General features: G+C 60.7%; 20 protein-coding genes. 6 read left to right on the top strand and 14 right to left on the bottom strand.

The window, feature by feature from the left end; translation table 11 throughout:
• Positions 1-376 precede the first annotated feature (376 nt).
• The 7 genes from ABWV89_RS18745 to arsC form a co-directional block, all read right to left on the bottom strand.
• On the bottom strand, positions 377-1,570 hold the full coding sequence (locus ABWV89_RS18745; protein ID WP_353400559.1) for a hypothetical protein: 1,194 nt from the start codon (positions 1,568-1,570) through the stop codon (positions 377-379).
• A complete protein-coding gene (locus ABWV89_RS18740) occupies positions 1,497-2,216 on the bottom strand; it encodes a DUF6065 family protein (RefSeq protein ID WP_502903263.1) in 720 nt (239 codons plus the stop codon). The genes ABWV89_RS18745 and ABWV89_RS18740 overlap by 74 nt, the downstream gene beginning before the upstream one ends.
• Before the next feature lie 170 nt (positions 2,217-2,386).
• A complete protein-coding gene (locus ABWV89_RS18735; RefSeq protein ID WP_353400553.1) occupies positions 2,387-3,037 on the bottom strand; it encodes a Crp/Fnr family transcriptional regulator in 651 nt (216 codons plus the stop codon).
• 14 nt (positions 3,038-3,051) lie between these two features.
• Entirely contained in the window at positions 3,052-3,747 is a 696-nt protein-coding gene (locus ABWV89_RS18730) for a helix-turn-helix transcriptional regulator (RefSeq protein ID WP_353400551.1), read from the bottom strand.
• A gap of 142 nt (positions 3,748-3,889) precedes the next feature.
• Complete coding sequence (locus tag ABWV89_RS18725; protein WP_353400548.1) at positions 3,890-5,611, bottom strand: thiamine pyrophosphate-binding protein; 1,722 nt, start codon at positions 5,609-5,611, stop codon at positions 3,890-3,892.
• 82 nt (positions 5,612-5,693) lie between these two features.
• The gene (locus ABWV89_RS18720; protein ID WP_353400545.1) at positions 5,694-6,971 is read right to left on the bottom strand and encodes an MFS transporter; all 1,278 of its coding nucleotides are present in this window, start codon (positions 6,969-6,971) and stop codon (positions 5,694-5,696) included.
• A 43-nt stretch (positions 6,972-7,014) separates the two neighbouring features.
• Complete coding sequence (arsC, locus tag ABWV89_RS18715; protein WP_353400542.1) at positions 7,015-7,392, bottom strand: arsenate reductase (glutaredoxin); 378 nt, start codon at positions 7,390-7,392, stop codon at positions 7,015-7,017.
• Between the two features lie 134 nt (positions 7,393-7,526).
• Between arsC and ABWV89_RS18710 the strand changes: the two genes are divergently transcribed.
• On the top strand, positions 7,527-7,772 hold the full coding sequence (locus ABWV89_RS18710) for a hypothetical protein (RefSeq protein WP_353400540.1): 246 nt from the start codon (positions 7,527-7,529) through the stop codon (positions 7,770-7,772).
• A gap of 40 nt (positions 7,773-7,812) precedes the next feature.
• On the opposite strand, the gene ABWV89_RS18705 is transcribed toward ABWV89_RS18710, so the two are convergent.
• The 3 genes from ABWV89_RS18705 to ABWV89_RS18695 form a co-directional block, all read right to left on the bottom strand.
• The gene (locus ABWV89_RS18705) at positions 7,813-9,234 is read right to left on the bottom strand and encodes a coniferyl aldehyde dehydrogenase (protein ID WP_353400537.1); all 1,422 of its coding nucleotides are present in this window, start codon (positions 9,232-9,234) and stop codon (positions 7,813-7,815) included.
• Positions 9,235-9,309: 75 nt separating this feature from the next.
• A complete protein-coding gene (locus ABWV89_RS18700) occupies positions 9,310-11,946 on the bottom strand; it encodes a DUF1631 family protein (RefSeq protein ID WP_353400535.1) in 2,637 nt (878 codons plus the stop codon).
• A 223-nt stretch (positions 11,947-12,169) separates the two neighbouring features.
• Positions 12,170-12,829 (bottom strand): GntR family transcriptional regulator, encoded by a 660-nt coding sequence (locus ABWV89_RS18695; protein WP_353400532.1) that lies wholly within the window; start codon positions 12,827-12,829, stop codon positions 12,170-12,172.
• A 106-nt stretch (positions 12,830-12,935) separates the two neighbouring features.
• Here ABWV89_RS18695 and dctP point away from each other — a divergent pair, with 106 nt between their 5' ends.
• From dctP to ABWV89_RS18670, 5 genes are all read left to right on the top strand, one after another.
• Positions 12,936-13,943, top strand: a complete 1,008-nt coding sequence (gene dctP, locus ABWV89_RS18690) for a TRAP transporter substrate-binding protein DctP (RefSeq protein ID WP_353400529.1) — start codon at positions 12,936-12,938, stop codon at positions 13,941-13,943.
• A complete protein-coding gene (locus tag ABWV89_RS18685) occupies positions 13,933-14,484 on the top strand; it encodes a TRAP transporter small permease (RefSeq protein WP_353400526.1) in 552 nt (183 codons plus the stop codon). The genes dctP and ABWV89_RS18685 overlap by 11 nt, the downstream gene beginning before the upstream one ends.
• A gap of 79 nt (positions 14,485-14,563) precedes the next feature.
• Positions 14,564-15,871 (top strand): TRAP transporter large permease, encoded by a 1,308-nt coding sequence (locus ABWV89_RS18680; RefSeq protein WP_353400523.1) that lies wholly within the window; start codon positions 14,564-14,566, stop codon positions 15,869-15,871.
• A 6-nt stretch (positions 15,872-15,877) separates the two neighbouring features.
• Positions 15,878-17,164 carry a malonyl-CoA decarboxylase gene (locus ABWV89_RS18675; protein WP_353400520.1) on the top strand — a complete coding sequence of 429 codons (1,287 nt, stop codon included), beginning with the start codon at positions 15,878-15,880 and terminating at the stop codon, positions 17,162-17,164.
• Positions 17,165-17,231: 67 nt separating this feature from the next.
• Complete coding sequence (locus ABWV89_RS18670; RefSeq protein ID WP_353400517.1) at positions 17,232-18,767, top strand: malonate--CoA ligase; 1,536 nt, start codon at positions 17,232-17,234, stop codon at positions 18,765-18,767.
• A gap of 94 nt (positions 18,768-18,861) precedes the next feature.
• Here the strand turns inward: ABWV89_RS18670 and clpB are convergent, their stop codons facing one another.
• The 4 genes from clpB to moaD all read right to left on the bottom strand — a co-directional run bounded on the left by clpB (position 18,862) and on the right by moaD (position 23,089).
• Positions 18,862-21,468: an ATP-dependent chaperone ClpB gene (gene clpB / locus ABWV89_RS18665; RefSeq protein WP_353400514.1), complete on the bottom strand. Its 2,607-nt coding sequence runs from the start codon at positions 21,466-21,468 to the stop codon at positions 18,862-18,864.
• 97 nt (positions 21,469-21,565) lie between these two features.
• Complete coding sequence (locus ABWV89_RS18660; RefSeq protein ID WP_353400511.1) at positions 21,566-22,306, bottom strand: GNAT family N-acetyltransferase; 741 nt, start codon at positions 22,304-22,306, stop codon at positions 21,566-21,568.
• A gap of 22 nt (positions 22,307-22,328) precedes the next feature.
• Positions 22,329-22,820: a molybdenum cofactor biosynthesis protein MoaE gene (locus ABWV89_RS18655; RefSeq protein ID WP_353400507.1), complete on the bottom strand. Its 492-nt coding sequence runs from the start codon at positions 22,818-22,820 to the stop codon at positions 22,329-22,331.
• A 17-nt stretch (positions 22,821-22,837) separates the two neighbouring features.
• The gene (moaD, locus tag ABWV89_RS18650) at positions 22,838-23,089 is read right to left on the bottom strand and encodes a molybdopterin converting factor subunit 1 (RefSeq protein ID WP_353400504.1); all 252 of its coding nucleotides are present in this window, start codon (positions 23,087-23,089) and stop codon (positions 22,838-22,840) included.
• Between the last annotated feature and the right edge of the window lie 27 nt (positions 23,090-23,116).

The raw sequence follows: 23,116 nt of genomic DNA, 5'->3' as shown, positions 1-23,116 counted from the left end.
CGTCACACCACTCGAACCAGAAGGCGCCTTGGAACACGGCTCTTTTTGATGATCTACATCAACTGAAACTTCAGCAATAGTGTTGCTTGCAAATGTATTCACTGAAAACTCCTCTCTGGTTGAAAAGCCATTAATGGGCTCGTTAAGGTGAATTCAATGTAAACCCAAAAGCCAGCCAATCAACCAGAAATAATGGCTTTCACACTTGCATTTGATTTAGATCAAAAAAATCCAATCCTCAATTGACAATCAAGTTAATCAAGGCTAACTGAGGAAACTAAAAACTTGAAGAATATCAACCACTCGCGCGCTCCGCTGGATGCTGTTCTCACCACATGTCCTGCCAGCTATGGGCCGACAGCCAGGCTGTCACCGACTACGCGCGCCGCTGCCTGAACACCCACACAGCTGGCAGCAGCGGCGTAGCGATGGCGAATACCACAAAGCCGAATGCCAAAGACCCCGAGATCAGCCATCCATGAAGAATGGGGCCGACAGCAGAACCCAGAAACACCGGGATGCTTGACCACATTCCGACAAATAAGGGATTGAGTTTGGCCATCTCTCCCAGGAAAGCGGCGACCAGTGAATTGAATGACAGTTCCCAGATAGCCAGCGCAAGCAAGATGACCCACCAATGCCCACTGCTTGAAATCAGGAAAACCGCGCCACCCGCCAGAAGGCCAGTCTTCCCAAACCCCAGCAATCGAACGAGGTCTCTACCTCGCTTCACCCAAACCATCACAATGAACCCAACCAGCACCTTCGAAACAGCCAACGCAGGTAGAAGCTGGGCAATGGGTGTATCCACGGATTCAGCGGCACCCTTGAGGGCAAACGCATAAAATCCTATCTGGCCAACGAAAAGGCAAAACAACAGCAAGACGCCAAGCCAGGGAACAGACATCAGCTCTGGTGCACTGCTGGTTGCCGGACGAGATAGTTGAGACGTGCCGGCGTGATACCCCAATAAATACAGGGCGAGCAGCAGGAAAAGCAGTTCGACCAACACGGTGGCAGGCGTTACCCAGTTGGCATTGACCCAGGCCGCCGCTGCAACCAGCAAGGTCACGCATCCGGCCAGCAGAAGTGATGTTGCCAGGCGAATTGCAAAGGCGCCTCGCTTGTCTTGGGCGCCGGCGCAAACCACGGAACCCACATACTGCATCAGTCCTGCACACAAGCCACCGGCCAACCATGCTGCTGCCAGGGTGAGGCCTGATCTGGATCCTGAAAGCCAGAACACGACTGGAAGCACCGCCGATGCAAAAACGATGAGTGCGCCGTGAGGGTTCGACATGCGCAACATAGGGAGCGCGAGCAGTGAAATCAAGACGCCAAAGTAATAGGCGGACGATACCCACCCCACAGACTCGACGTTGGCTTGCCCTCCCGCCAACCAAAGAGCAACCAACAGAGGCATCAAGTGGTTGGGTAATGCACCACAAGCGGAAAATAACGAAGCGCCCCAGACAACTCGCTCTGACGGTGCTCTGTCAACCATCCTCGTGGCGCTGCCGCTTCCTGCTCTGGGCCGTGTATTCACCGCCTTCGAGAACGATGTCTTCACCCTCGGTCCTGGCCAGCCTAACTGTTTGTCTGTAGCCGGCCCATTCTTCTTGGCTGAGCGTCGATTGGCCGCTCTCAGGCTCTTCCAAACCATCTCGCAGTGAGTGTTCGCAAGCACTGCCAAGGTAAGTCTCGCGCAAAAGCGGTTGCACCTGGAAGAAAGGCTCGACTTTGGGAATTCGAATATCCACGTTTGTTGCGAGCAACTGGATATTCATGAACAAGGGAAAAGGCGCAAACCTGTCAGCCTCGACCACTCCCTCGTAGCACCGAAACCGGTTCGAGGTCGGGATATTGACCAAAGGTCGAATCAGCACGCTCCAGCCTGGCGCGGCCTTGCATAGCAGGCCTGACCACACTTGCACCGCTCCCTTGATGGGTAGCTGTGAGACGAATGGTGGAGCCAACCCTTGCAGTTCTTTGGGGGCATGCGCATCCCAGTAGTCGGCCATCCCTGGCAAGGTAGTCGATGTCAAAGGCTCCCAGCCATCCTCGCCGTGAATGAGAACGTCCGCCCCATCCCAACGAAGAATGACATCTTCTGGAGGGAAGATGTACCACCCAAAAGATGACGCTGTGCGAACAGGCTCGCAATGGCGGAACGCAATCGTTGGCAGCACACCCGTGGCTGCCTTATCGGCTCGCATGGGTGGGATGGCACCGGGATAGGCCTTGATAAAATCTATTGTGGAACTCATTGTCCTTCACGCATCGAGGTAGGTTTGGCTCAATTGGATGGGGTAAGCAAGGCCTTCTAAAGTTAAGTGCCCAGCGCTTTAGCCAAGCGAAATACGCCCAACAGGACCCTAGAGCGTTTTTACCACTTTCGAGGAAGTGGCTTGAGCAGCCATATCCAGCGTTGCCGCACATCGATATAGCCCCCCACCTGCAGATCTTTGAGCAACCGGCTGACCATCTCGCGTGAGCAGGCCAGGTGCTGAGACAGCTGGAGATGGGTGATCTTCTCCCGAAGCTGGCGTTCGCCTTTCTCATTGGGTTCTTCAGCCATTTCGTCGAGCAGCTTGGCCAAGCGGCCGTAGACGTCGACCAGCGCAACGCTGCGTGCGCTCTCGGTGGCAACACGGGCCCGGCGGATCACCCGGGCAATGAGCTCCAGGGCGAACTCGGGATTGGCGCCAATATAGGCAAGCAGGGTTTCCCGGTTGATCACCGAGCACAATGCTGGCTCTGCCGCTTCCACATTGGCGGAGCGTGGGCCGCCGTCCAGCGACATTTCGCCCACATAGTCCAGGTACCCATACGTACCAAGCGTGAGCTCCTTGCCATTGTCATCGGCCACGTAAGCCCGGAGACGGCCTTCCAGAACGATGTAGAGGTTTTGCCCCACATCGCCCTCCTGGATCAGGATGGCGTTCTTGCGGTAGCGGCGATGAATGCCGGCCGCCGCCAGCTCTTGAACATGACGGACAGCACCTGTGGCATTGGAGTCACTGGCGGATGGGTCCATCCGCCAACTTTATCTCAGGAGTGTGCGAATTCCATGCCGTTTTGTGACACCGGAGCCACAATTCGCAGCGCCGGGACGACTGGCGGCAAGGAATTCACGCGCAGCAGCAGCTGACGGATGCTGGAACAGCCGGTTTTTTCGCGCAAGGCCTTGATCTGGCTGCGCACCGTCGACTCGGCGACCTTATTGTTTTTGGCGATTTCAGGGATTTCGTTGCCGCTGCACAGCTGCATGAGCACCGATTCTTCTGTGGGGCTGAGGCTCTGGGCACGGGCAAACATGCGCACAGCCAGATTGTCGCAAGCGCTCTGGCGAGACAGCAGCACCAGTGTGTGCGGCTCGTCCGACTCAAAGCGGTGGCTCAGAGGGATAAAGGCGAGTGAAAGCTCACGGCCACCCTGGCTCAGGAACACGAGTCTGCGCTGGCCTTTTGAAGAGTAGTCCAGGGCTTCCTGGATCTGGGCCGTCAGGTCAATGGTGCAGCCGGCGAGTTGGGCGCCCTGCATCTGGATCATGCGGGCGGAAGCCAGCTCGTGGCGGGCAAGATGGTTGACGTGGCAAAGGCGCCCCTGAGCGTCAATCACCATCAGGCCATAGTCGATTTCGTCCAGGACCCGCAGCAGCTGCGACTGGTCCAGGGCGCTGGCCTGAGAGATACGTTCTGCGGTCAGGAAACCGCTGTCTGCGAACTGGTTGCTTTGCGTGGTCATGGTCTCTACCTCCAATGTTGCGATTCAATTCAATCGGTCGATGGAGTAACTGTAGGCAACCGTGTACGAAGAAACGAGTAACCAGATACCGCAATATTTGTGATGTATTTACATTGGAATCGAATTTGGGGAAAAGTGTGCGCTAGTGCCCTTTGGCGTCACGAATTCCAGACAGGGTCTGGCGCGTCGTCAGCGCTTGCACATCGAATGTCAGCTCGATCAACGTGCCGCCCCGGCGCGCCATCGCACGGGCCAGGGCCGGCGCAAACCCTGATGTTTCCTCGATTTTTTCGGCTTCGTAGCCATACGCTTTGGCCAATGCACAAAAGTCCGGATTGCGCAAATCGGACGCCAACACGTGTGTGGGATATGCACGCTCCTGATGCATGCGAATGGTCCCGTAACTGCTGTTGTTGAGCAACACCACCACGTGGGTTTTCACGCCGTGCTGCACAGCTGTGGCCAATTCCTGACCATTCATGAGGAAGTCACCATCGCCGGTGAGCGTCACCACAGGGCGCCCCGTCGTCAACGCCGCAGCAATGCCGGCGGGCACGCCATAGCCCATGGCGCCATTGGTGGGGGCCAGCTGGATCTTCAAGCCCTGCGAGAGGCTTCGGTACTGGAAGAAGCGGTGGAGCCAGGTGGCGAAATTGCCAGCACCGTTGCTGATCACGGCATCCGGTGGCAGGGTTTCGCTCAGGGTGCGGATGATGGCAGCCATGTCCAGCGTGCCTTCACACACTTTTGCTGCGGCAGCGCCATTGAGGCTGGCGAGATAGTCTGCATGGGCAGAGGCGGTCCACTCTGCCCAGGGGACATCGGGTGGTGCCGTCAGGCCTTCCAGGCTCTTGGCCGCGTTGGCCATGCTGGCCTGTATGCTCAGAGCAGGCTGATACACCCGCCCGAGCTCTGCCGCGTCCACATGGATATGTACCAGCGTCTGCTTGGGTACAGGCACGTCGAGCAGCGTGTAGCCGGCGGTGGTGGCCTCGCCCATGCGAGCGCCGATCACGAGCAACAGGTCGGCCTCCGACACTCGGCGCCTGAGGCCCGGATCAGTACCCAGCCCCATGTCGCCGGCGTATTGCGGGTGCCGGTTGTCGAACAGGTCCTGGAACCGGAAAGCGTTGGCCACCGGTAGCTGCCAGTTCTCAGCAAAACGGTGCAACGCACTGGTAGCCTGCGGTGTCCACCCACTACCGCCAGCAACCACCAACGGTTGTCTGGCCTGCAACAGCATCTGCCTCAACGACCGAAGACTGCCCGGGTCGCTCCAGGCTTGCGGCGGATTCAAAGCCGGCAGCGCTTTCAGTGCATCTGGCACCGCCTGCGTAAGCATATCCTCGGGCAACACCACCACCACTGGTCCCGGGCGGCCACTTTGCGCCGTCATGAAGGCGCGGGCCACCGCCTCCGGAATGCGGGCTGCGTCGTCGATCCGCTCCACGCGCTTGGCCATGCCTTTGGTGGAAGGGCCGAAGAAGGCGGAAAAGTCCACCTCTTGAAAGGCTTCCCTGTCGCGCGTATCAGATGCCACATCGCCCACGAACAAGACCATTGGCGTGCTGTCCTGGAAAGCTGTGTGCACGCCGATGGAGGCGTTGGTGGCACCGGGCCCACGCGTCACAAAGCACACGCCTGGCTTGCCCGTGAGCTTTCCCACTGCCTCGGCCATATAGGCGGCCCCGCCCTCCTGGCGGTTGACGACAAAGCGAATGGCATCAGCGTGCACGTGGAACCCGTCGAGCACGGCAAGGTAGCTCTCACCGGGTACCCCAAAGACGTCTTTCACACCCTGGGCAATCAGGCATTCAACGAGCAGGTGCCCGGCCAGGCGAGGTGATGGAGAAGGAGTCGTCATCTTGATGTGGTGTTGATGTTGGTGTCGGTTTTAGTGCGGGTGTTGCGCGGGTGCTGGCTCTCACGCTGTGTTCAGGCAGTGATCAGGCGGATGGTCTTTTGGCCAGATACCGACCGATGCACACCACTGCCATCATGGCCAGCAGCAAAGCCACACCGGCTCCTGCCAACGTAGCCGCGTAATGCCCGGCGTCCATCAGCCGGCCAAACAGGAGTGGCGACAAAGCAAAGCCGACATCCAGCCCGGAGTAGACAGTGCCATAGACCCGGCCGGTCGCGCCTGCGGGAGCGGCTTTGCGGATCATGAGGTCACGGCTGGGGCCGCCGATGCCCACGGCGAATCCGGTCGCGGCCAGCACCACCAGCGTGCCCTCCCCGCCCAGAACGCCGCTGGCGGCAACCATCAACAAGACGCCACCGGCCAGCATGGTGACAGCCAGCACGCGGTCACTGTGCTTGACGCGATGGACCAGGTAGCCGCCAGTGGCGATGCCCACGGCGCCGGCCAGCATATAGGCGCTCAGTGTGTAGGCCGCCACCTTGTCGCTGAGGCCATGAACCCGCTCCAGTATGGAGGGCGCAAAACTCTGGATCACCGCCAGCGACATGGTGCCCAGCATGAAAAAGGCGAAGCAAGCCCAGACGACTGGCGAGCGAAGAAAAGACAAGCTCCCCTCCGCTGTGGAGCCATCGGCGCCGCCCTCGCTGCCCTCGCTGCCTTTGTTCGCACCGTCCTGCCCCAGACCGATTTCGCCGGTTTGACCAAACAAGTGCTCGCGGTGGAAGAACAGCAAGGCCACCACGACCGCGTACAGACCGGCGCACCCCACATAAGCCCAACGCCAATTCGCCAACGCTGCCATGGACGTCAGGAATACCGGCGCGAGCGCCCAGCCCAGATTGCCCGCCAGACCATGCGCGCTGAAGGCGTAACCCAGGCGCGATGCCGACACACGGCGATTGAGAATGGTGAAATCCACCGGATGAAACGGTGCGTTGCCCAAGCCGGCCAGCATGGCCGCCAGCATCAGACTGGTGTAACCGGTGGCTTGAGCCGCCGTCAGCGCCGCGAGAAAGAAACATCCGAGCGCCGCAAACAGCACGGGCCTGGCACCGACGCGGTCCACCAGAAATCCGCCTGCAGCCTGCCCCACGCCAGAGACAACAAAGAAGATGGACATCAACAGCCCCACGTCGGTGAAGCTGAGATTGAACTCGCGCATGAACACCGGAAACAAAGGTGCGAGCAGCAGGTGCGAGAAATGTGATGCCGCGTGGGCAAGCGATACCAGGCCGATGACCTTGGCATCGGCTCCCCAGGGCGTCGGGGTGGACTGCGCGGCGTCAGCCAGGCTGCTCATGGCGTTTCGAACTGCAACGCGTCCTGAAAAAATCAGGGTGAACTTAGCCCAGCAACTCGTGCACGCGCTCTTTCGGACGGCACATCAGCGTCGCCTTGGGGCTGACCACGATCGGCCGCTCGACCAACACGGGGTTTTGCACCATGGCGTCGAGCAGCTTCGCTTCGCTTACCGACGGATCGTCCAGGCCCAGCTCCTTGTACAGATCACCTTTGCGGCGCAGCACCTCGGGTGCCTTGACTCCCATGGCCTTGAGCAACCGCTGCAACTGGGCTTTGGTATAGGGCTTCTTGAGGTAATCCACCACCTCCAGTTCAACACCGGCTTCCCGCAAGGCATCCAGTACGTAGCGGGAGGTGCTGCATTTGGGGTTGTGGTAGATGGTGAAAGAAGCGCCGGAAGGGGATGGGGTAGAAGCCATATCGATCAGGGATGTCCGTCAGCAGTGTGGTTGAAATGAACCAGCATTGTCACCGATTCGGGTTTATCCGACACACACTTGTCACACGGGTGGTGCAACATGGATGACCTGTTCAAGTTGTCTTTCCCACTGCCATGTGCCCACAGTCAACAAAGGCCATCATCTACGGCAAGACCGCCAAGGGCTGGTCTGCCCTCCCTGAGCCGCGCCTCTTGCGGCCACACGAGCACACCGTGATGGTCATGGCCAATGGCCAGCGCAGCCTGGCAGAGCTGTCGCAGTTGCTGGGTGCCACTGCAGAGCCGATTGCCATCGATCTCGAAGCAAGGGGCTACCTCAAGCCGGCTGAGGCTTGCCACTGGGACGGACTGGACGCCTGAGGGCCTTGCCGCCGTCGCGCAGCCGTGGTGTAGAGCAGACTCAGAGAAGGCGCTTGATCAGGCCCATGACCTGACGGAAGCGCTCTCCATAAGGTGGGTAGAACAAGTGCCCCATGGCCAGCGGAGACTGGTAGAACACCGATTTTTCATGGGTGAAACGCGCAAAACCTGTTTCACCGTGGTACGCGCCCCAGCCGCTTTCACCAATACCGCCAAAGGCGAGGTTCTTGTGAGCAATGTGCATGAGGGTGTCATTGACCGTGACACCACCGCTGACCGTTGAACGCAGGATGTTGTCGCGTTCGCTGGTGTCCTTGCCAAACCAGTACAGCGCCAGTGGCCGGGGCCGCTCGTTGATGTAGTGAATGGTCTCGGCCACCGTATCGCTGACCACGACAGGCAGCACCGGCCCGAATATTTCTTCCTTGAGGATGGTCGCCTGTGCAGGCGCGTCAAGCAACAGAACGGGCCGCAGCTGGCGTCCGTGCCCGTCCGGCCCGTCGGGAGCCTGTGCTTCCACGACACGCGCCCCCATTGCTCTGGCCTCTTCCACCAGTGACGTGAGTCTTGCGTGGTGACGATCGCTGATGATGGCAGCATAGTCGGGGTTGCCGGCAAGTGTCGGGAACAGTTTCGACACGGCCGCCTGCCAGGCCGCTTCAAACGCTGGTAGCTGTTCGTGCGAGATCAGGACGTAGTCCGGCGCGATACAGGTCTGGCCGGCATTGATCAGCTTGCCATGAACAATCTTCACCACCGCTTCGTCCAGGTCAGCCGACGGGCTGATGATGCAAGGCGATTTGCCGCCCAGCTCAAGCGTGGTGGGTGTCAGGTTGTTTGCCGCCTCTGCCGCCACCTTGCGGCCGACGGCGGTCGATCCAGTGAAAAAGAGGTGATCAAACGGGAGGCTGGCAAACTCGGCCGCCACGTCGGCGCCACCTTGTTGAACGCTGAGCTCCTCGGCAGCAAAGTTCTCATGGATGAGGCGCGCCATCAGGGCTGACGCATGCGGTGTCAGCTCACTGGGCTTGATCATCACACGGTTGCCGGCAGCCATGGCCGTGGCAGCGGGACCAATCGCCAGCTGAAGCGGGTAGTTCCAGGGTGAAATCACACCGACCACCCCCAGCGGCTGGCGAATCACCCTGGCATGGCCGGGCTGCAGGTAGATCGGGGTTTTCACACGCCGGGTCTGGCTCCAGCGCCGGGTGTTCTTCAGCAACTGGCCAATGAGCGAGCGCAGAACAAAGATGTCTGCCACTTCCGTCAGTGCAGCGGACCGCACACCGAAATCGGCCTCCACCGCCTCGCACAGTATCTGCTCGTGCGCATCGAGCATGGCCTGCAGGCGGCGCAGCCGGTCCACGCGCACGTTCACATCAACGAGGGGCGAGCGGCGACTCGCCTGGTACTGGGCATCGAATACGGCACGCATGGGCAAATCTGGAGGCGTTTGGGTCATCAAACCATGATACGACCGCGCTTTCAGACTGAGTAGGGGGCTGCCCCCAGAGGTTGTGAGCGAAGACAGCTGGCGTTACATGACGCTGGCCGGGTCTTCCTCCTGTGCAGACGCATCCTCCCCGGCCGCGACTGCATCAAGCGCACGCTGGACCACTTCATGGGCCTCCACCACCCGCACGTGCCGCTCGCTGAGCAGCTTCTCGAGGCTTCGCTTGGTCATGGAGTGCCCTCGCCCACCGCGGCTGGTGAACATGAACAGGCTGCCGTGGGTACTGGCCCATACCAGCTTGGCCCGGTACCACTTGCCCTTCGAGAGCAGGTCCACCCAGTCGCCCTTGCGCAAACCACGCATCAGGGCTTTGACATTGATGCCGTCGCCAGCGGAGACGACATCCTTGTCTTTGCTGGAGCGCAGCGTCTCGGCCAGCGCGCCTGCATCGATCCCGTCGTCTGCCGCAGCTGGCAGGGACTGCATCTGGGACTCGGTCATATCTTCCAAAGGAGCGGGCGCACTCTGCGCCACTTCTTCGAAGCCTGCCGACTCCTTTTCCTTGGCGGCCATCCAGGGCTGGGCAGCCGCTTTCGGCTTTTGCTGCTCCGGGGTCGCTGGCAAGCTGGCATCGAGCGGAGCGGGGCCGGAGGGCAGCTCGATGAGCGGCGACATCGACGAGGTGATGCCGTCTGTTCGCGCCTTCGCCCGCCGCAAGCCCAGCACCGGCTCATGGAGCCGAAGCAGCGCATCGAAGAAGGGCTTGGTCTCATCGCCGGACTTGCCCAGCATTTCCAGGCCTTCGCGGACCTTTTTCAGCATGCCCGGCACCAGCATGAACAGCTGCTTGGGCCGACGCATGGTGACGTCTTTCTTGGTGCTCCACAACAGGTCGGAGACGATCTTGCGGTACCCGCCCGGATCGGGATCTTCCGAACCGTCACGCAGTTTGGCTTCAGCAATGACCAGCGACCAGGTCTGATAGAGGAAGTCCAGCACCACGCCGGGCGCATTGAACACATCCGGACGCAGGCTCATGTCCCAGGCGATCTGGTCGGCCAGTGCCTGACGCTCTTCCGCATGCCGGATGGCCTCGAGCCGCTTTTCTTCGGCAGATTTTTCGGCCTTGTCCTGCGATTCCCAGCGGTCCTTCAGGTCTTTGAGAACTTCACCAAAAGCCTCGGGCGTCTCGGCCTGCTGCTGGTTCAGGTTCTTGACCGCATCCTGAACTGGCTCGAGGAATTCCTCTTCGAACTCTTCGGAGAATTCGTCGTTGTACTTGAAGCTGCGCTCGGCAAACGTCTCGATCAGCCTGCGCGCCGGATTCTCGTCTTCGTCAAAATACCTGGGATCGGACAGAGCCAGCCGAAGCAGCGCGGGCTCCATCGCCACCACGGCTTCCCGCACCGGCGCAAGCAGAAGATTGTCTCGCGCCACCTGGTTGACCAGCTTGCGCACCATGTCCAGGCCAATGGCCTGCGCCACCTTGGTGGCCTGCTGCTTGAACTCGAGCAGCATGCGCGAGCGTTCATTGGGTGCGGCGAACTCGCCCCATTGATCCTTGCTCAGCTGGGTCCCGACACCCACCATGCGGGCTGGGCGGTCCACAGCAGCCATGTTCTGATACTGCGTGCGCTCTTCGGCCAGCACCACGTCATCCAGCATGGGCAGATCATTGTTGGCCTGGATGCGGGCCAGATCCTGCTGAACCTGGTGGTAGTACTCGTCTGTCAGTGCCTGCTCGAAACGCTGGTCGCCGCCTTTCATGAAATCATGAAAGATGTTGTGGTTGACCTGGCTTCGTTCGCAACCAAGGGCCTGCATGCTGGGCATGGCATCGCCCTCACCCGGCCCAAGCCCGCCGTACTGGCTGCCCGCCACGCCGCCACCAAAACCACCACCGGGCCCACCAAAACCTGTGTCCTGAACACCGCCGCCTGCGCCATAGCCGCCAGCGCCGCCTCCACCGGGATAGCCACCCCCGCCAAGGCTGCCAGCGACGGAGTTGCCCTCGCCGCCCAGGTCAAAGTCGAGCATGTCCCTGCTCGGTGGCGTAGGTGGCCGGGACGCCTGCGGGTCTGCGACCAGGCGTACTCTGTAGCTGGCTTCGCCCACATTGGCTTTCTGCAGCGTCAGGGCCAGTTTTTCGTAAAGCTTGTTGAGCTCGCGCCCCAGTGACGGGCCGATCTGCTGCAGCCAGAGCGCCCTCACTTCGCTGTCCTGCTCCATGTCGGACATGAGATCGCGCAACACCCGGACAAACACAGACGGCCGCAAGGGGTTTTTGTCAGCCTTGACGGTATCGAGACCGATCAGGGAACTCATGCGCGCATCGAGCGCTGCCAGGGACTGCTCCACGACTGGCAGCAGGCTTTGCAACAGCCTGGCGGATTCGAGGCCTTCATTGACCGAGTTGTCATCGACCAGAGCCAGCATCGAAGAATCCGAAAGCTCGGCCAGCGTGGAGACCTGGCTGTCCTGCTCACCGTTCTCAAACGCTTCTTTCAGGCGCCTGGGATAGGTCTTGGCGATGGTGGTGCGGCTTTGCAGCATGGACCACCACGCACGCGCTGCCACTTCCCGGAACGCAACTTCCGTGCCTTTGTTCTCGGCCTCCTGCAAGGCTTCTACGGTCGCGTCAATGCAGCGGCCCAGGAAATCCGGAGCCGCCTTGACGACGTCTTCATAGCATTGATCGAGCAGTACTGGGTTCGCGGGCATGACGCTGAGGCACTGCGGCTACTTTGTCCGCAGAGTTTTCCAGTTTATACCCGCAAACTCTTGCCCGCTCCGATAGGTAGTAGCGATAGCGCTACACCGTTTTCCGACACCCGGTCGCCCCGGTCCGCTGAACGTGCAGTGTTTCGGCGAGCGGTGGGTGACTTCGGCTATTCGCAAGGCGCGACAGCCCGCCCTGGCGGCAACACAGGCCTGCGAGGGCGCTTCACTGCGCAAGCGACACCAGATCGACAAAGCGCTGTCCTTGCACGAGAACGTGCTCGCGAGCCACGGCAGAGGCCTTCTCGCAATCCCCGTCAACAATCGCCTGAACAATATCCACATGCTCCGAGAGGCTTTGCGCCATCCGGTTGCGCAACCGCAGTTGCAAGCGCCGGTAGGGCTTGAGCCTGTTCTTGAGGGCCGTGGTCTGCTGCACCAGAAACGGATTGCCACAGGCCTGGTAAATCAGCTGATGAAAGTGCTCGTTGGCGTAGTAGTAGGCATCTGCATCGCTGGCCTGCGCCTCCTGCTCGCAAGCCCTCAGGGCATCCCTGATCTCACTGAGCTGGGGGTCTTGCATTCGCCGGCATGCCAGTCGGGCGCACAGGGCTTCCAGCTCGGCCATCACCTCGAACATCTGAAACAACTCGTTGACGCCCTGCCGCGTGACATAGGTCCCACGCTTGGGACGAACCTCCACCAGGCCGCTCGCTTCGAGCTGCTGCAACGCTTCGCGCACCGGCGTTCTGGAGACACCAAAACGCTCCATGAGCTGCTCGACCCGGACCTGTTCGCCTGGCTGCATGCGGCCATTGACGATGTCGTCTTCGAGTTGATCGCGGATGGTCCTGACGCGATAGGTGCTGGGTGAGGTGGCGTTCATACCGACACAAGTGCTCGGGTTACCCCTATAGATGAATGGGTGCAACATGAATATAACAGCGGATGTGTTGTATACAACACCGACTAACCCTAATGAGGAGACAAATATGACTGTGCGCTTCAAGCACCGCCTGCTCGCGGTGGGCGTGGCCGCCCTGGCTGCCATTTCAGGTTCCGCCCACGCTGGCGATGTGGTGCTCAAGGCATCCCACCAGTTCCCCGGTGGCAAAGGCGACGTTCGTGACGAGATGGTCCAGATCATCGCCAAGGAAGTGGCCGCCGCCAACGTCGGCCTCACCATCAAGGTGTACCCCGGCTCCAGCCTTGTGAAGCCCAAGGAGCAGTGGAAGGCCATGAAGACCGGGCAGATTGACATGACGTCGCTGCCGCTGGACTACGCCTCAGGCTTTCACCCGCAGTTTGGCGCAACGCTGATGCCCGGCCTGGTCAAGAGCCATGCACATGCGCAGCGCATCAACGCGTCGCCCTTCATGCAGGACATCAAGGCCATCATCGAAGAAGGTGGCGCCAAGGTATTGGCAGACGCCTGGCTGGCTGGCGCGTTCGGCGCCAAGGAAAAGTGCATTCGCACACCTGAGGACATGAACGGTCTGAAAGTGCGGTCGGCTGGCGCGACTTTTGCGCAAATGTGGGCCGGTGCAGGCGGCACCATCGTCTCGATTCCGTCCAGTGAGGTTTACAACGCTTTGCAGCAAGGCGTGGCCCAGGCCACCGATACCTCCTCCGGCAGCTTTGTGTCTTTCCGCCTGTACGAGCAGCTCAAGTGTCTGACCGCCCCTGGCGACAACGCTCTGTGGTTCATGTACGAGCCAGTCCTGATTTCCAAGCGCAGCTGGGAAAGCCTGGACGACAAGCAGCAAAAGGCTTTGATGGACGCTTCGAAGAAGGCTGAAGACTATTTCAATGGCGAATCCAGAAAGCTCGATGAGAAGATGGTTGAGACCTTCAAAGCGAACAAGGTCGAAGTCATCACCCTGACCGATGCGGAAGCCAAGGCTTGGCAAGACGTGGCTCAGCGCACGTCTTACAAGGAGTTCGCAGCATCGGTGCCCGGTGGCAAAGAGCTGATCGAGAAGGCGCTCAGTGTCAAGTAAGCCAATCCCCACGGTACGGCCGGCGCCTCTGTGGGTGACGGCTGTGCACCAGCTCTCACGCGTGCTGGGTGTGCTTTCTGCGGGGATGATCGTGTTGTCCATCCTCGTGGTCTGCCACATGGTGTTTGTGCGAGCGGTGCTGGGCGAGTCGTCCATCTGGCAGACGGAATTCGTCACCTTCTGCCTGGTGGCGGCCACCTTCCTGGGTGCGCCGTACATCCTGCTGACACGTGGTCACGTGGCTGTGGATGTACTGCCGCTGATGGTCGGGCCCGGCGCACGACGCACGCTCCACTTTGTGGGCAGCGTGTTGGGGCTGGCGTTTTGCGCGGCATTCTTCTACGCCTCTGTGCCATGGTGGCACGAGGCGTGGAGTTCCGACCTGACAACGCCCTCTATCTGGCGCGCACGTCTGTGGATCCCCTACCTGGCAGTACCTGTCGGACTGGGTCTGCTGTGCCTTCAATACGCCGCTGAGATCTGGATGGTACTGACCCGAAGGGAACAACCCTTCGGTCTTGCCGACGACGAGCGACTGTGATCGTTTCTGTGGACGGACTCACCTGCGGCGGCAGCCGCTGCGGGTGAGCCCCCCACCCCTCTACATTCCTAAGGTGTCCATGAGCCCTCTCGCCATTGGTCTGCTTGTGTTCGCGACCACCATTCTCGTGCTGGCCACCGGCCTTCCGATTTCCCTTGGCCTTGGCGCGGTTGCCCTGGGCTTCATGATCTTCTTCGATGGGTGGAACAGCATCCACTTTGTTCCGGAAACCATTTTTTCGGGCCTGGAGGATTTCACGCTGGTGTCTTTGCCCATGTTCATCATCATGGGCGCTGCTGTGGCGTCGTCGCGCGCGGGATCGGACCTGTATGAAGCCCTCGCCCGCTGGCTGCACAAGGTGCCAGGCTCCCTGGTGATTTCCAACATCGGTGCCTGTGCGCTTTTCTCTGCCCTGACCGGCTCCTCACCCGCCACTTGTGCCGCCATCGGCAAGATGGGCATTCCTGAAATGCGCAAGCGCGGCTACGACGCCGACCTGGCAACAGGATCGATCGCCGCAGGCGGTACGCTGGGCATTCTGATCCCGCCGAGCATCACCATGATTCTCTATGGCATTGCATCGGAGACGTCGATCGGCCGCCTGTTCCTGGCGGGCGTGTTGCCTGGCCTGCTGCTGACCGGCCTGTTCATGGCATGGGCCCTTTTCCTGAGCTGGAAGCGCGGCACGGTGCTGGTGGACCAGGACCGGATCTACAGCCTCGAGGAGAAACTGGAGCTGCTGCCCCGGCTGCTGCCGTTCATTGCCATCATTGTTGGCGTGATCTACGCACTCTACGGCGGCATCGCCACACCTTCGGAGGCAGCCGGCGTAGGCGCGGCCCTGTGCCTGATCATGGTGATCTTCATCTACAAGGTGTGGCGCCCGATGGATCTGTGGATCATCCTGCGCGACGGCCTGCGGGAGTCCGGGATGCTGCTGTTGGTGATTGGCACATCCATCCTGTTCGGCTACATGATGTCGTCACTGCAAGTGACCCAGTCGGTGGCCGAAGTCATTGCCGAAATGGAGGTCAACCGCTGGGTGATTCTGGCCGCCATCAACCTGCTGTTGCTGGTCGCTGGCATGTTTCTTCCACCTGCTGCCATCATCCTGGTGACCACCCCCATCCTGATGCCTGTGATCACGGCAGCTGGTTTCGATCCCGTGTGGTTTGGCGTGGTGCTCACCATCAACATGGAGCTGGGTCTGATCACACCGCCTGTGGGCCTGAACTTGTTTGTGATCAACGGCATCACCCCTGATGTGAGGCTCCCCACCATCCTGCGCGGCGCCCTGCCGTTCATGGGCTGCATGGTCGTGGCCATTGTCATTCTTTGCCTGGTGCCCGAATTGGCCACCTGGCTCCCTGATCTGCTCATGGGTTGATCCGTCATGCTGGAAAAACTGCTGCGACTGACCAAAAAGGCCATGGGCGACCAGACGGTCGAACCCCTGCTACGTTCCTGCCACCAACTGGTCTCCGAATCGGGCCAGGCCAGCGTCTACACGCTGGCGGTGGAGGTCATTGAGAGATACCAGCAACTGCCTGCCGGGCGACGCGAAGCGTTCTTTGCAGCGCTGGCGACGGAGTTTTCTCCGGACGCGGACCAGGTTCTGGAGGCGGCCAAGCGCTACAGTGATTCGCCCAGTGCACAGCATCTGGCCAGACTCACACGCGCTGTGGAGCCTCCCCGACAGGAGTTGATTCGCCGAATCAATCGCGCGCCGGGCGGCACAGCCATGCTGCTGGGCATGCGCAACGACTTGATGCATCTGAGCAAGGCCAACCCTGAGTTGTCGGTGGTGGATGCCGATTTTCTGCATCTGCTCAGCTCCTGGTTCAATCCCGGCTTTCTCCGGCTGGAACAGGTCGACTGGCAGTCGAGCGCCGCGCTGCTGGAGAAGATCATCCACCACGAAGCCGTGCATGAGATCTCGGGCTGGAATGACTTGCGCCGCCGTCTGCAGCCCGACCGGCGCTGCTATGCCTTCTTTCACCCGCAACTGGGAGACGAACCGCTGATCTTTGTGGAAGTCGCCCTTGTACGGGACATGGCTGACGCGATTGCGCCACTGCTGGAGAACACCCCTGATCCACAGCTCGATGACAAGGCCACCACGGCGGTCTTCTATTCCATCAGCAACTGCCAGCCTGGCTTGCGTGGTGTCTCTCTGGGCAACTTCCTCATCAAGAAGGTAGCAGGACAGCTCAAGCGCGAACTGCCACAGCTCAAGACTTTCTGCACCCTCTCGCCCATCCCGGGGCTGACGAAATGGCTGGATGCGACCCACAGCAACGACGACGAGTGGCGTGCCGCAAGAGACCGCGTGGCCCGCTGGCGCCAGGCCAACCCCACGCCCCAGGCAGAAGACGTGCAAGGCATGAACAAAAACGTGCGCGAAGCACTGCAAGCCCTTTGCGCCCACTACCTGGTCGATGGTTCGCACGCAGCCGGTGGCGACCCAGTGGCGCGCTTTCACCTGGACAACGGCGCGCGCCTCGAGCGCATCAACCTCATGGCCGACCTTTCGCGTAAAGGCATCAAGCAGTCGCTCGGCCTGATGGTGAACTACCTGTATGACATTGGTTCGGTCGAGACAAGGCATCAGCAATTTGTCGACCGCAAAGTCAGTCATTCGCCCGCAGTGAGGCGCATTCGTCGATCGACAGCGAACTGAGCCGATGCGCCATCAGGGCAGCGTCACTCCCCATTTTCCGGACAGAAGAAGAAATCTGCACACCTTTATGACTTCCCACAACCTCTACGCCAACTTCCAGGCCGCCTTCGGCCATGCCAGTGCCCAGGTGGCCATTGAAACGGACGACGGCCAGACCTGGACTTTTGATGACGTTGACGCGCAGTCCGCCCAGATGGCGAACTGGCTTGCCTCCCTCGGTCTCGAGCACGGTGACCGGGTCATGGTGCAGGTCGAGAAATCGGTTCCCGCCCTGCTGTTCTATCTGGCCTGTTTGCGCAGCGGCCTTGTCTATGTGCCACTGAACACGGCCTACCAGGCATCCGAGCTGGCCTATTTCATGGAAAACGCCGAGCCTGGCCTGTTTGTCGGCTCTCCGGAGAAGCAGGCTGACCTGGAAGCCTTGACCCGGAAGCTGGGCGTCAGGCATTTGCACACGCTCGGCGCCGACGGCAGTGGTTCTTTGCTCGCTGCGCTCAAAGCCTTTCCGTCAACCCAGGCCGTGGCAGATGTTGCGGAGAACAGCCTGGCGGCCATCCTCTACACCAGCGGCACCACCGGCCGAAGCAAAGGGGCGCAGCTTACCCACAGGAACCTGCTCTCGAATGCCAAAACACTGCACGCGCTGTGGGGCTGGGAGCCAGGCGATGTGCTGATCCACGCACTGCCCATCTTCCACGTGCACGGGCTTTTCGTGGCCATGCATTGCGCACTGCTCAGTGCCAGCAAGACCCTGTGGATGAGCAAGTTCAGTCCGACCCAGACCCTGGCCTGGATGGAAGAAGGCACCGTGTTCATGGGTGTACCCACGCTGTATGTCCGCCTGCTGCAGGAGGCCGGACTGAATCAGGCCGCCTCCGCGCACATGCGTTTGTTCATCAGCGGCTCTGCCCCGCTGCTGCCCGATACCTTCAACGCCTGGCAGGAGCGCACCGGACACACCATCCTGGAGCGCTATGGCATGAGCGAAACCGCCATGCTGACCTCCAACCCCTACCGTGCGTCTGAAGGACCACGGGTAGCGGGAACGGTGGGCCGCCCGCTTCCCGGCGTGGACGTTCGCATCATGGGCGAAGAAGGCAAAGTACGCCCAGCAGGCGAGATCGGCGGCATTGAAGTGCGCGGGCCCAACGTGTTTCCCGGCTACTGGCGCATGCCGGAAGCCAACCAGAAAGAGTTCACCTCTGACGGCTGGTTCAAAACCGGCGATGTGGGCCGCATCGATGCCAACGGATATGTGCAGATCGTCGGCCGCAGCAAGGACTTGATCATCTCCGGTGGCTACAACGTCTATCCAGCCGAGGTTGAAGGCTATATCAACGACATGACCGGCGTGGCCGAATCAGCCGTCATCGGCTGCCCCCACCCGGATCTGGGCGAAGGGGTGGTGGCCGTGGTGGTGCCAGCCGCCGGGCAGTCGCTGGAGGCGGATGCACTCATTCAGGCCATCAAGTCCACGATTGCAGGCTTCAAATCGCCCAAAAAGCTGTTCGTGGTCGACGCCCTGCCCCGAAACGTCATGGGCAAGGTGCAAAAGAACGTGCTGCGCGACACCTATGCCAAGGTGTTCACTGAAGGCACTTGAGCCCCCACTCAATCGACGTTGCGAGCGCACACAAAAAAGGGCCCGGTGCAATGGCGCACCGGGCCTTTCTCATGTGTCGACGGATCTGTCAGTGTCAGTCCATGGCGACAGCGTCGCCGAACTCGAACACACCTGGCTGATGGACGGGGTCGACCTTGACTTCGATGACCGACTTCGGTGGATAGCGCCCTTCCAGCAATAGCTTGGACAAAGGGTTCTCGATCCTCTGCTGGATTGCCCGCTTGAGCGGACGCGCACCAAACACCGGGTCGAAACCGACCTTGGACAATTCCGACATCGCTGCCGGCGACACTTCCAGGCGCAGCTCCATGTCGCGCAGTCGGGCCTGCAGTGCCTTGAGCTGAATCGCCGCAATCGCTTCGATGTGCTTGGCATCCAGACCGTGGAACACCACCGTCTCGTCGATCCGGTTCAGGAACTCCGGACGGAAGTGCTGCTTGAGCTCACCCCACACCGCTTCCTTGATGTCGTCTGCCGGCTCGCCCACCATCGCCTGAATCAGGTGTGAACCGATATTGCTGGTCATGACAATCACCGTGTTCTTGAAGTCCACGGTTCGGCCCTGACCATCGGTGAGGCGACCATCGTCCAGCACTTGCAGCAACACGTTGAAGACATCCGGATGGGCCTTCTCCACCTCGTCGAGCAGGAGCACGGAGTACGGCTTGCGACGCACGGCTTCGGTCAGGTAGCCGCCCTCTTCGTAGCCCACGTAGCCCGGAGGCGCACCGATCAAGCGGGCCACTGAGTGCTTTTCCATGAACTCGCTCATGTCGATGCGAACCAGGTGCTCTTCACTGTCAAACAGGAAGCCGGCCAAAGCCTTGCACAGTTCGGTCTTGCCCACGCCAGTGGGTCCGAGGAACAGAAACGATCCCAGCGGGCGGTTCGGATCGGACAGGCCCGAGCGCGAACGGCGGATGGCGTTGGCCACCGCCTGAATAGCTTCGTCCTGGCCGACCACACGCTCGTGCAGCTTGTCTTCCATGCGCAGCAGCTTTTCCCGCTCGCCTTGCATCATCTTGGAGACCGGGATGCCCGTGGCACGACTGACCACTTCGGCGATCTCTTCGGCCCCCACTTGCGTGCGCAGCAGTTGAGGGGCCTCTCCGCCAGACTTGGCTTCCTCCTTGGCCTGTGCTTCCCTGAGCTGCTTCTCCAGCTCGGGCAGCTTGCCGTACTGCAGCTCGGCGACCTTGTTGAAGTCGCCCTTGCGGGTAGATTCCTCGATCTTCAAGCGAAGCTTCTCAATTTCCTCGCGCACATGCTGGCTGCCTTGGGCCTGGGCCTTTTCGGACTTCCAGATTTCCTCCAGATCGGCCGATTCTTTTTGCAGGCGCTCAATCTCTTCATCCAGCAGGCCCAGACGCTTCTGGGAAGCCTCGTCGGTTTCCTTCTTGACAGCCTCGCGCTCGATTTTGAGCTGGATCAGGCGACGGTCGAGCTTGTCCATGACTTCCGGCTTGGAGTCGATCTCGATCTTGATCTTGGCCGCCGCTTCATCGATCAGGTCGATGGCCTTGTCTGGCAGGAAGCGATCGGTGATGTAGCGGTTGGAGAGCTCGGCCGCCGCCACAATGGCCGGGTCCGTGATCTCGACACCGTGATGCACCTCGTATTTCTCCTGCAAGCCACGCAAGATGGCGATGGTCTGCTCGACCGTAGGTTCTTCCACCAGCACTTTCTGGAAGCGCCGCTCCAGCGCAGCATCTTTTTCGATGTACTTGCGGTATTCGTCCAGGGTCGTTGCGCCGATGCAGTGCAGCTCACCGCGGGCGAGCGCCGGCTTGAGCATGTTGCCGGCATCGATGGCGCCTTCGGCCTTGCCTGCACCCACCATGGTGTGGATTTCGTCGATGAACAGGATGATGCGGCCTTCGTCATGCGCCACTTCCTTGAGCACCGATTTCAGGCGTTCTTCAAATTCGCCACGGTATTTGGCACCAGCCAGCAGACCAGCCATGTCCAGGACCAGCACGCGCTTGTCTCGCAGGGTCTCGGGCACTTCGCCGTTGACGATGCGTTGCGCCAGACCTTCAACGATGGCCGTCTTGCCGACGCCCGGCTCTCCGATGAGGACAGGGTTGTTCTTGCTTCGCCGCTGCAGCACCTGGATCGCGCGGCGGATCTCGTCGTCACGGCCAATGACCGGGTCGAGCTTGCCTTGACGCGCACGTTCTGTGAGGTCCAGGGTGTATTTCTTGAGGGCTTCACGCTGGCTCTCGCCTTCAGCGCTGTCCATGGGCTGTCCGCCACGGACGGCTTCAATGGCCGATTCCAGGCTCTTGCGTGTGAGGCCGCTTTCATTGGCCATCCGGCCCAGCTCACCCTTGTGGTCGGCCACGGCCAGCAGATACAGCTCGCTGGCGATGAACGCATCGCCGCGCTTGATAGCCTCCTTCTCGGTGGCCTGCAGCAGCTTGATCAGCTCTGAGCCCGGCTGCACCTGGTCCTGCCCCTCCACTTCGGGCAAACGCTTGACAGCATCTTCAGCCATTTTGGTCAGGCTGGGCACGTTGACGCCCGCTCGCTGCAAGAGTGATTTCGGCCCATCCTCCTGGCGCAGCATGGCCAGCAGAACATGGGCAGGTTCGATGTAGGCATGGTCGCCGCCGAGCGCCAGGCTCTGTGCATCTCCCAGAGCTTCCTGGAATTTGGTGGTCAGTTTGTCGAGTCGCATGAATGCTCACTCCCAGTGATTTGAACTGATCAACATGTGGTGCCCTCCGCCCGAATTTCAAGAGGTGCAATGGCCGGAGGCACCTTGCCCAAGCCTACTACCCCCAGTACGCGTAGGTCCATGCCCGTTTGAAGCCCATTCGCTCGTAGAGCCGCTCGGCAGATTGGTTGGCTCCGTCGACCTGCAGAAATGCGCGTTGGAGGCCGACTTCCCGTGCCGCATTCACCATGGCCAACATCAGGGCAGAGGCCATGCCCTGCCGGCGATACGGCCCGAGCGTTCGCATGCCGTGAATGCCCAGCCATCCATGTCCGAGGCTGGCCATTCCGCAGGCCACGGCTGCCTGCCCGGCCCGAATGCTCGCGTAGCGGCTTTCAAGCGCCCTTGCCAGTATCTTCACCCGGCACGCACCATCCACTGGATCAAAGCCCTCACCCAGAAAGACAGCCTTCCAGGCATCGTCAGGCCGGACATCGAGCCGGATCGCATGCATTGCTGCCGCGACCGGAAGGACAAGACCGTCCAGCGCAGCGACCATGACGTGCGTCGGCTGCCTTTTCCTGAATCCCTGCGCCACGAGCCAGTCACTCGCCTCAGCGAAGGTATGCGACTCAGGCAAGCGAAGCGCTGGCGTGAGGCCGTTTTGTCTGTAGCGATCGACAACGGCTGCCACCGCATCCAGGGTGGGGGCTTCGTGCGATAGCGGCACAGCTGAACGGGCCCTGCCCACTGTGCCGCTGTCCAGCGGCACCAGCCAGCCCGGCAGGCTCTCATCCAGGCTTTCAGGTGGAACAGCCGAGAGCGTCGCCCGCTCCAGTGTGGCGACGTCCAGCTTCACGTGACGGGCCCCTGCTGCCTGGTCAGACGTTGGGGCGCTCAATGCCCCAGCGGGCCAGCGCAGCGTCGTCCGCTACTCTGGCATCGACCCACTTGGCGCCGTCGGGCGTCTGTTCCTTCTTCCAGAACGGGGCCTGGGTCTTGAGGTAATCCATCAGAAACTCACAAGCCTGAAAGCTCTCGCCCCGATGCGCCGAACTCACGGCCACAAGCACAATCTGATCGAGCGGGTTGAGCAGCCCGATCCGGTGAATGACACGAGCGCCAAAGATATCAAAACGCTGCATGGCCTCATCGATCATGGCTTCGATCGACTTCTCGGTCATGCCTGGGTAGTGCTCCAGCTCCATGGATTGCACTTCAGGGGCCGCTTTGCCCTCTTCTGCACGGTTGCGGTCGCGCACGGTGCCGATGAATGAACAAACAGCACCAACACGAGGGTCGTTGGCGCGCAATGCTGCCACTTCGCCCGACAGATCGAAATCATCGGTCTGGATGGTGACGCGATCGGTCATGTTTTCTGTCCTCCTGGTCAGCCGCCGGTCACCGGAGGAAAGAAACCGATCTCGGCGCCTTCGGCCAAGCCGGCACTCTCGTCTGCCATGACCTGGTTGAGCGCCACACGAACTGCACGGGAGCGGCTCAGAGCCTCGGCATAGGCCTCATTGCGCGCAATCAGCTCATCGCGAAGTTCGCCCACGGTAGAGGCGCTGGTCTCGGCCGATTCGGCCCCTTGCCCGATGGTTTCCCGGATGGATGCGAAATAGCGGATCTTTACCTTCATACTGTTCTCGGATGGCATGACCCCTAT

Source organism: Hydrogenophaga sp. 5NK40-0174, from assembly GCF_040372165.1.
Classification (GTDB): Bacteria; Pseudomonadota; Gammaproteobacteria; order Burkholderiales; family Burkholderiaceae_C; genus Hydrogenophaga.
This window is presented reverse-complemented; position numbering and strand designations above follow the sequence as displayed.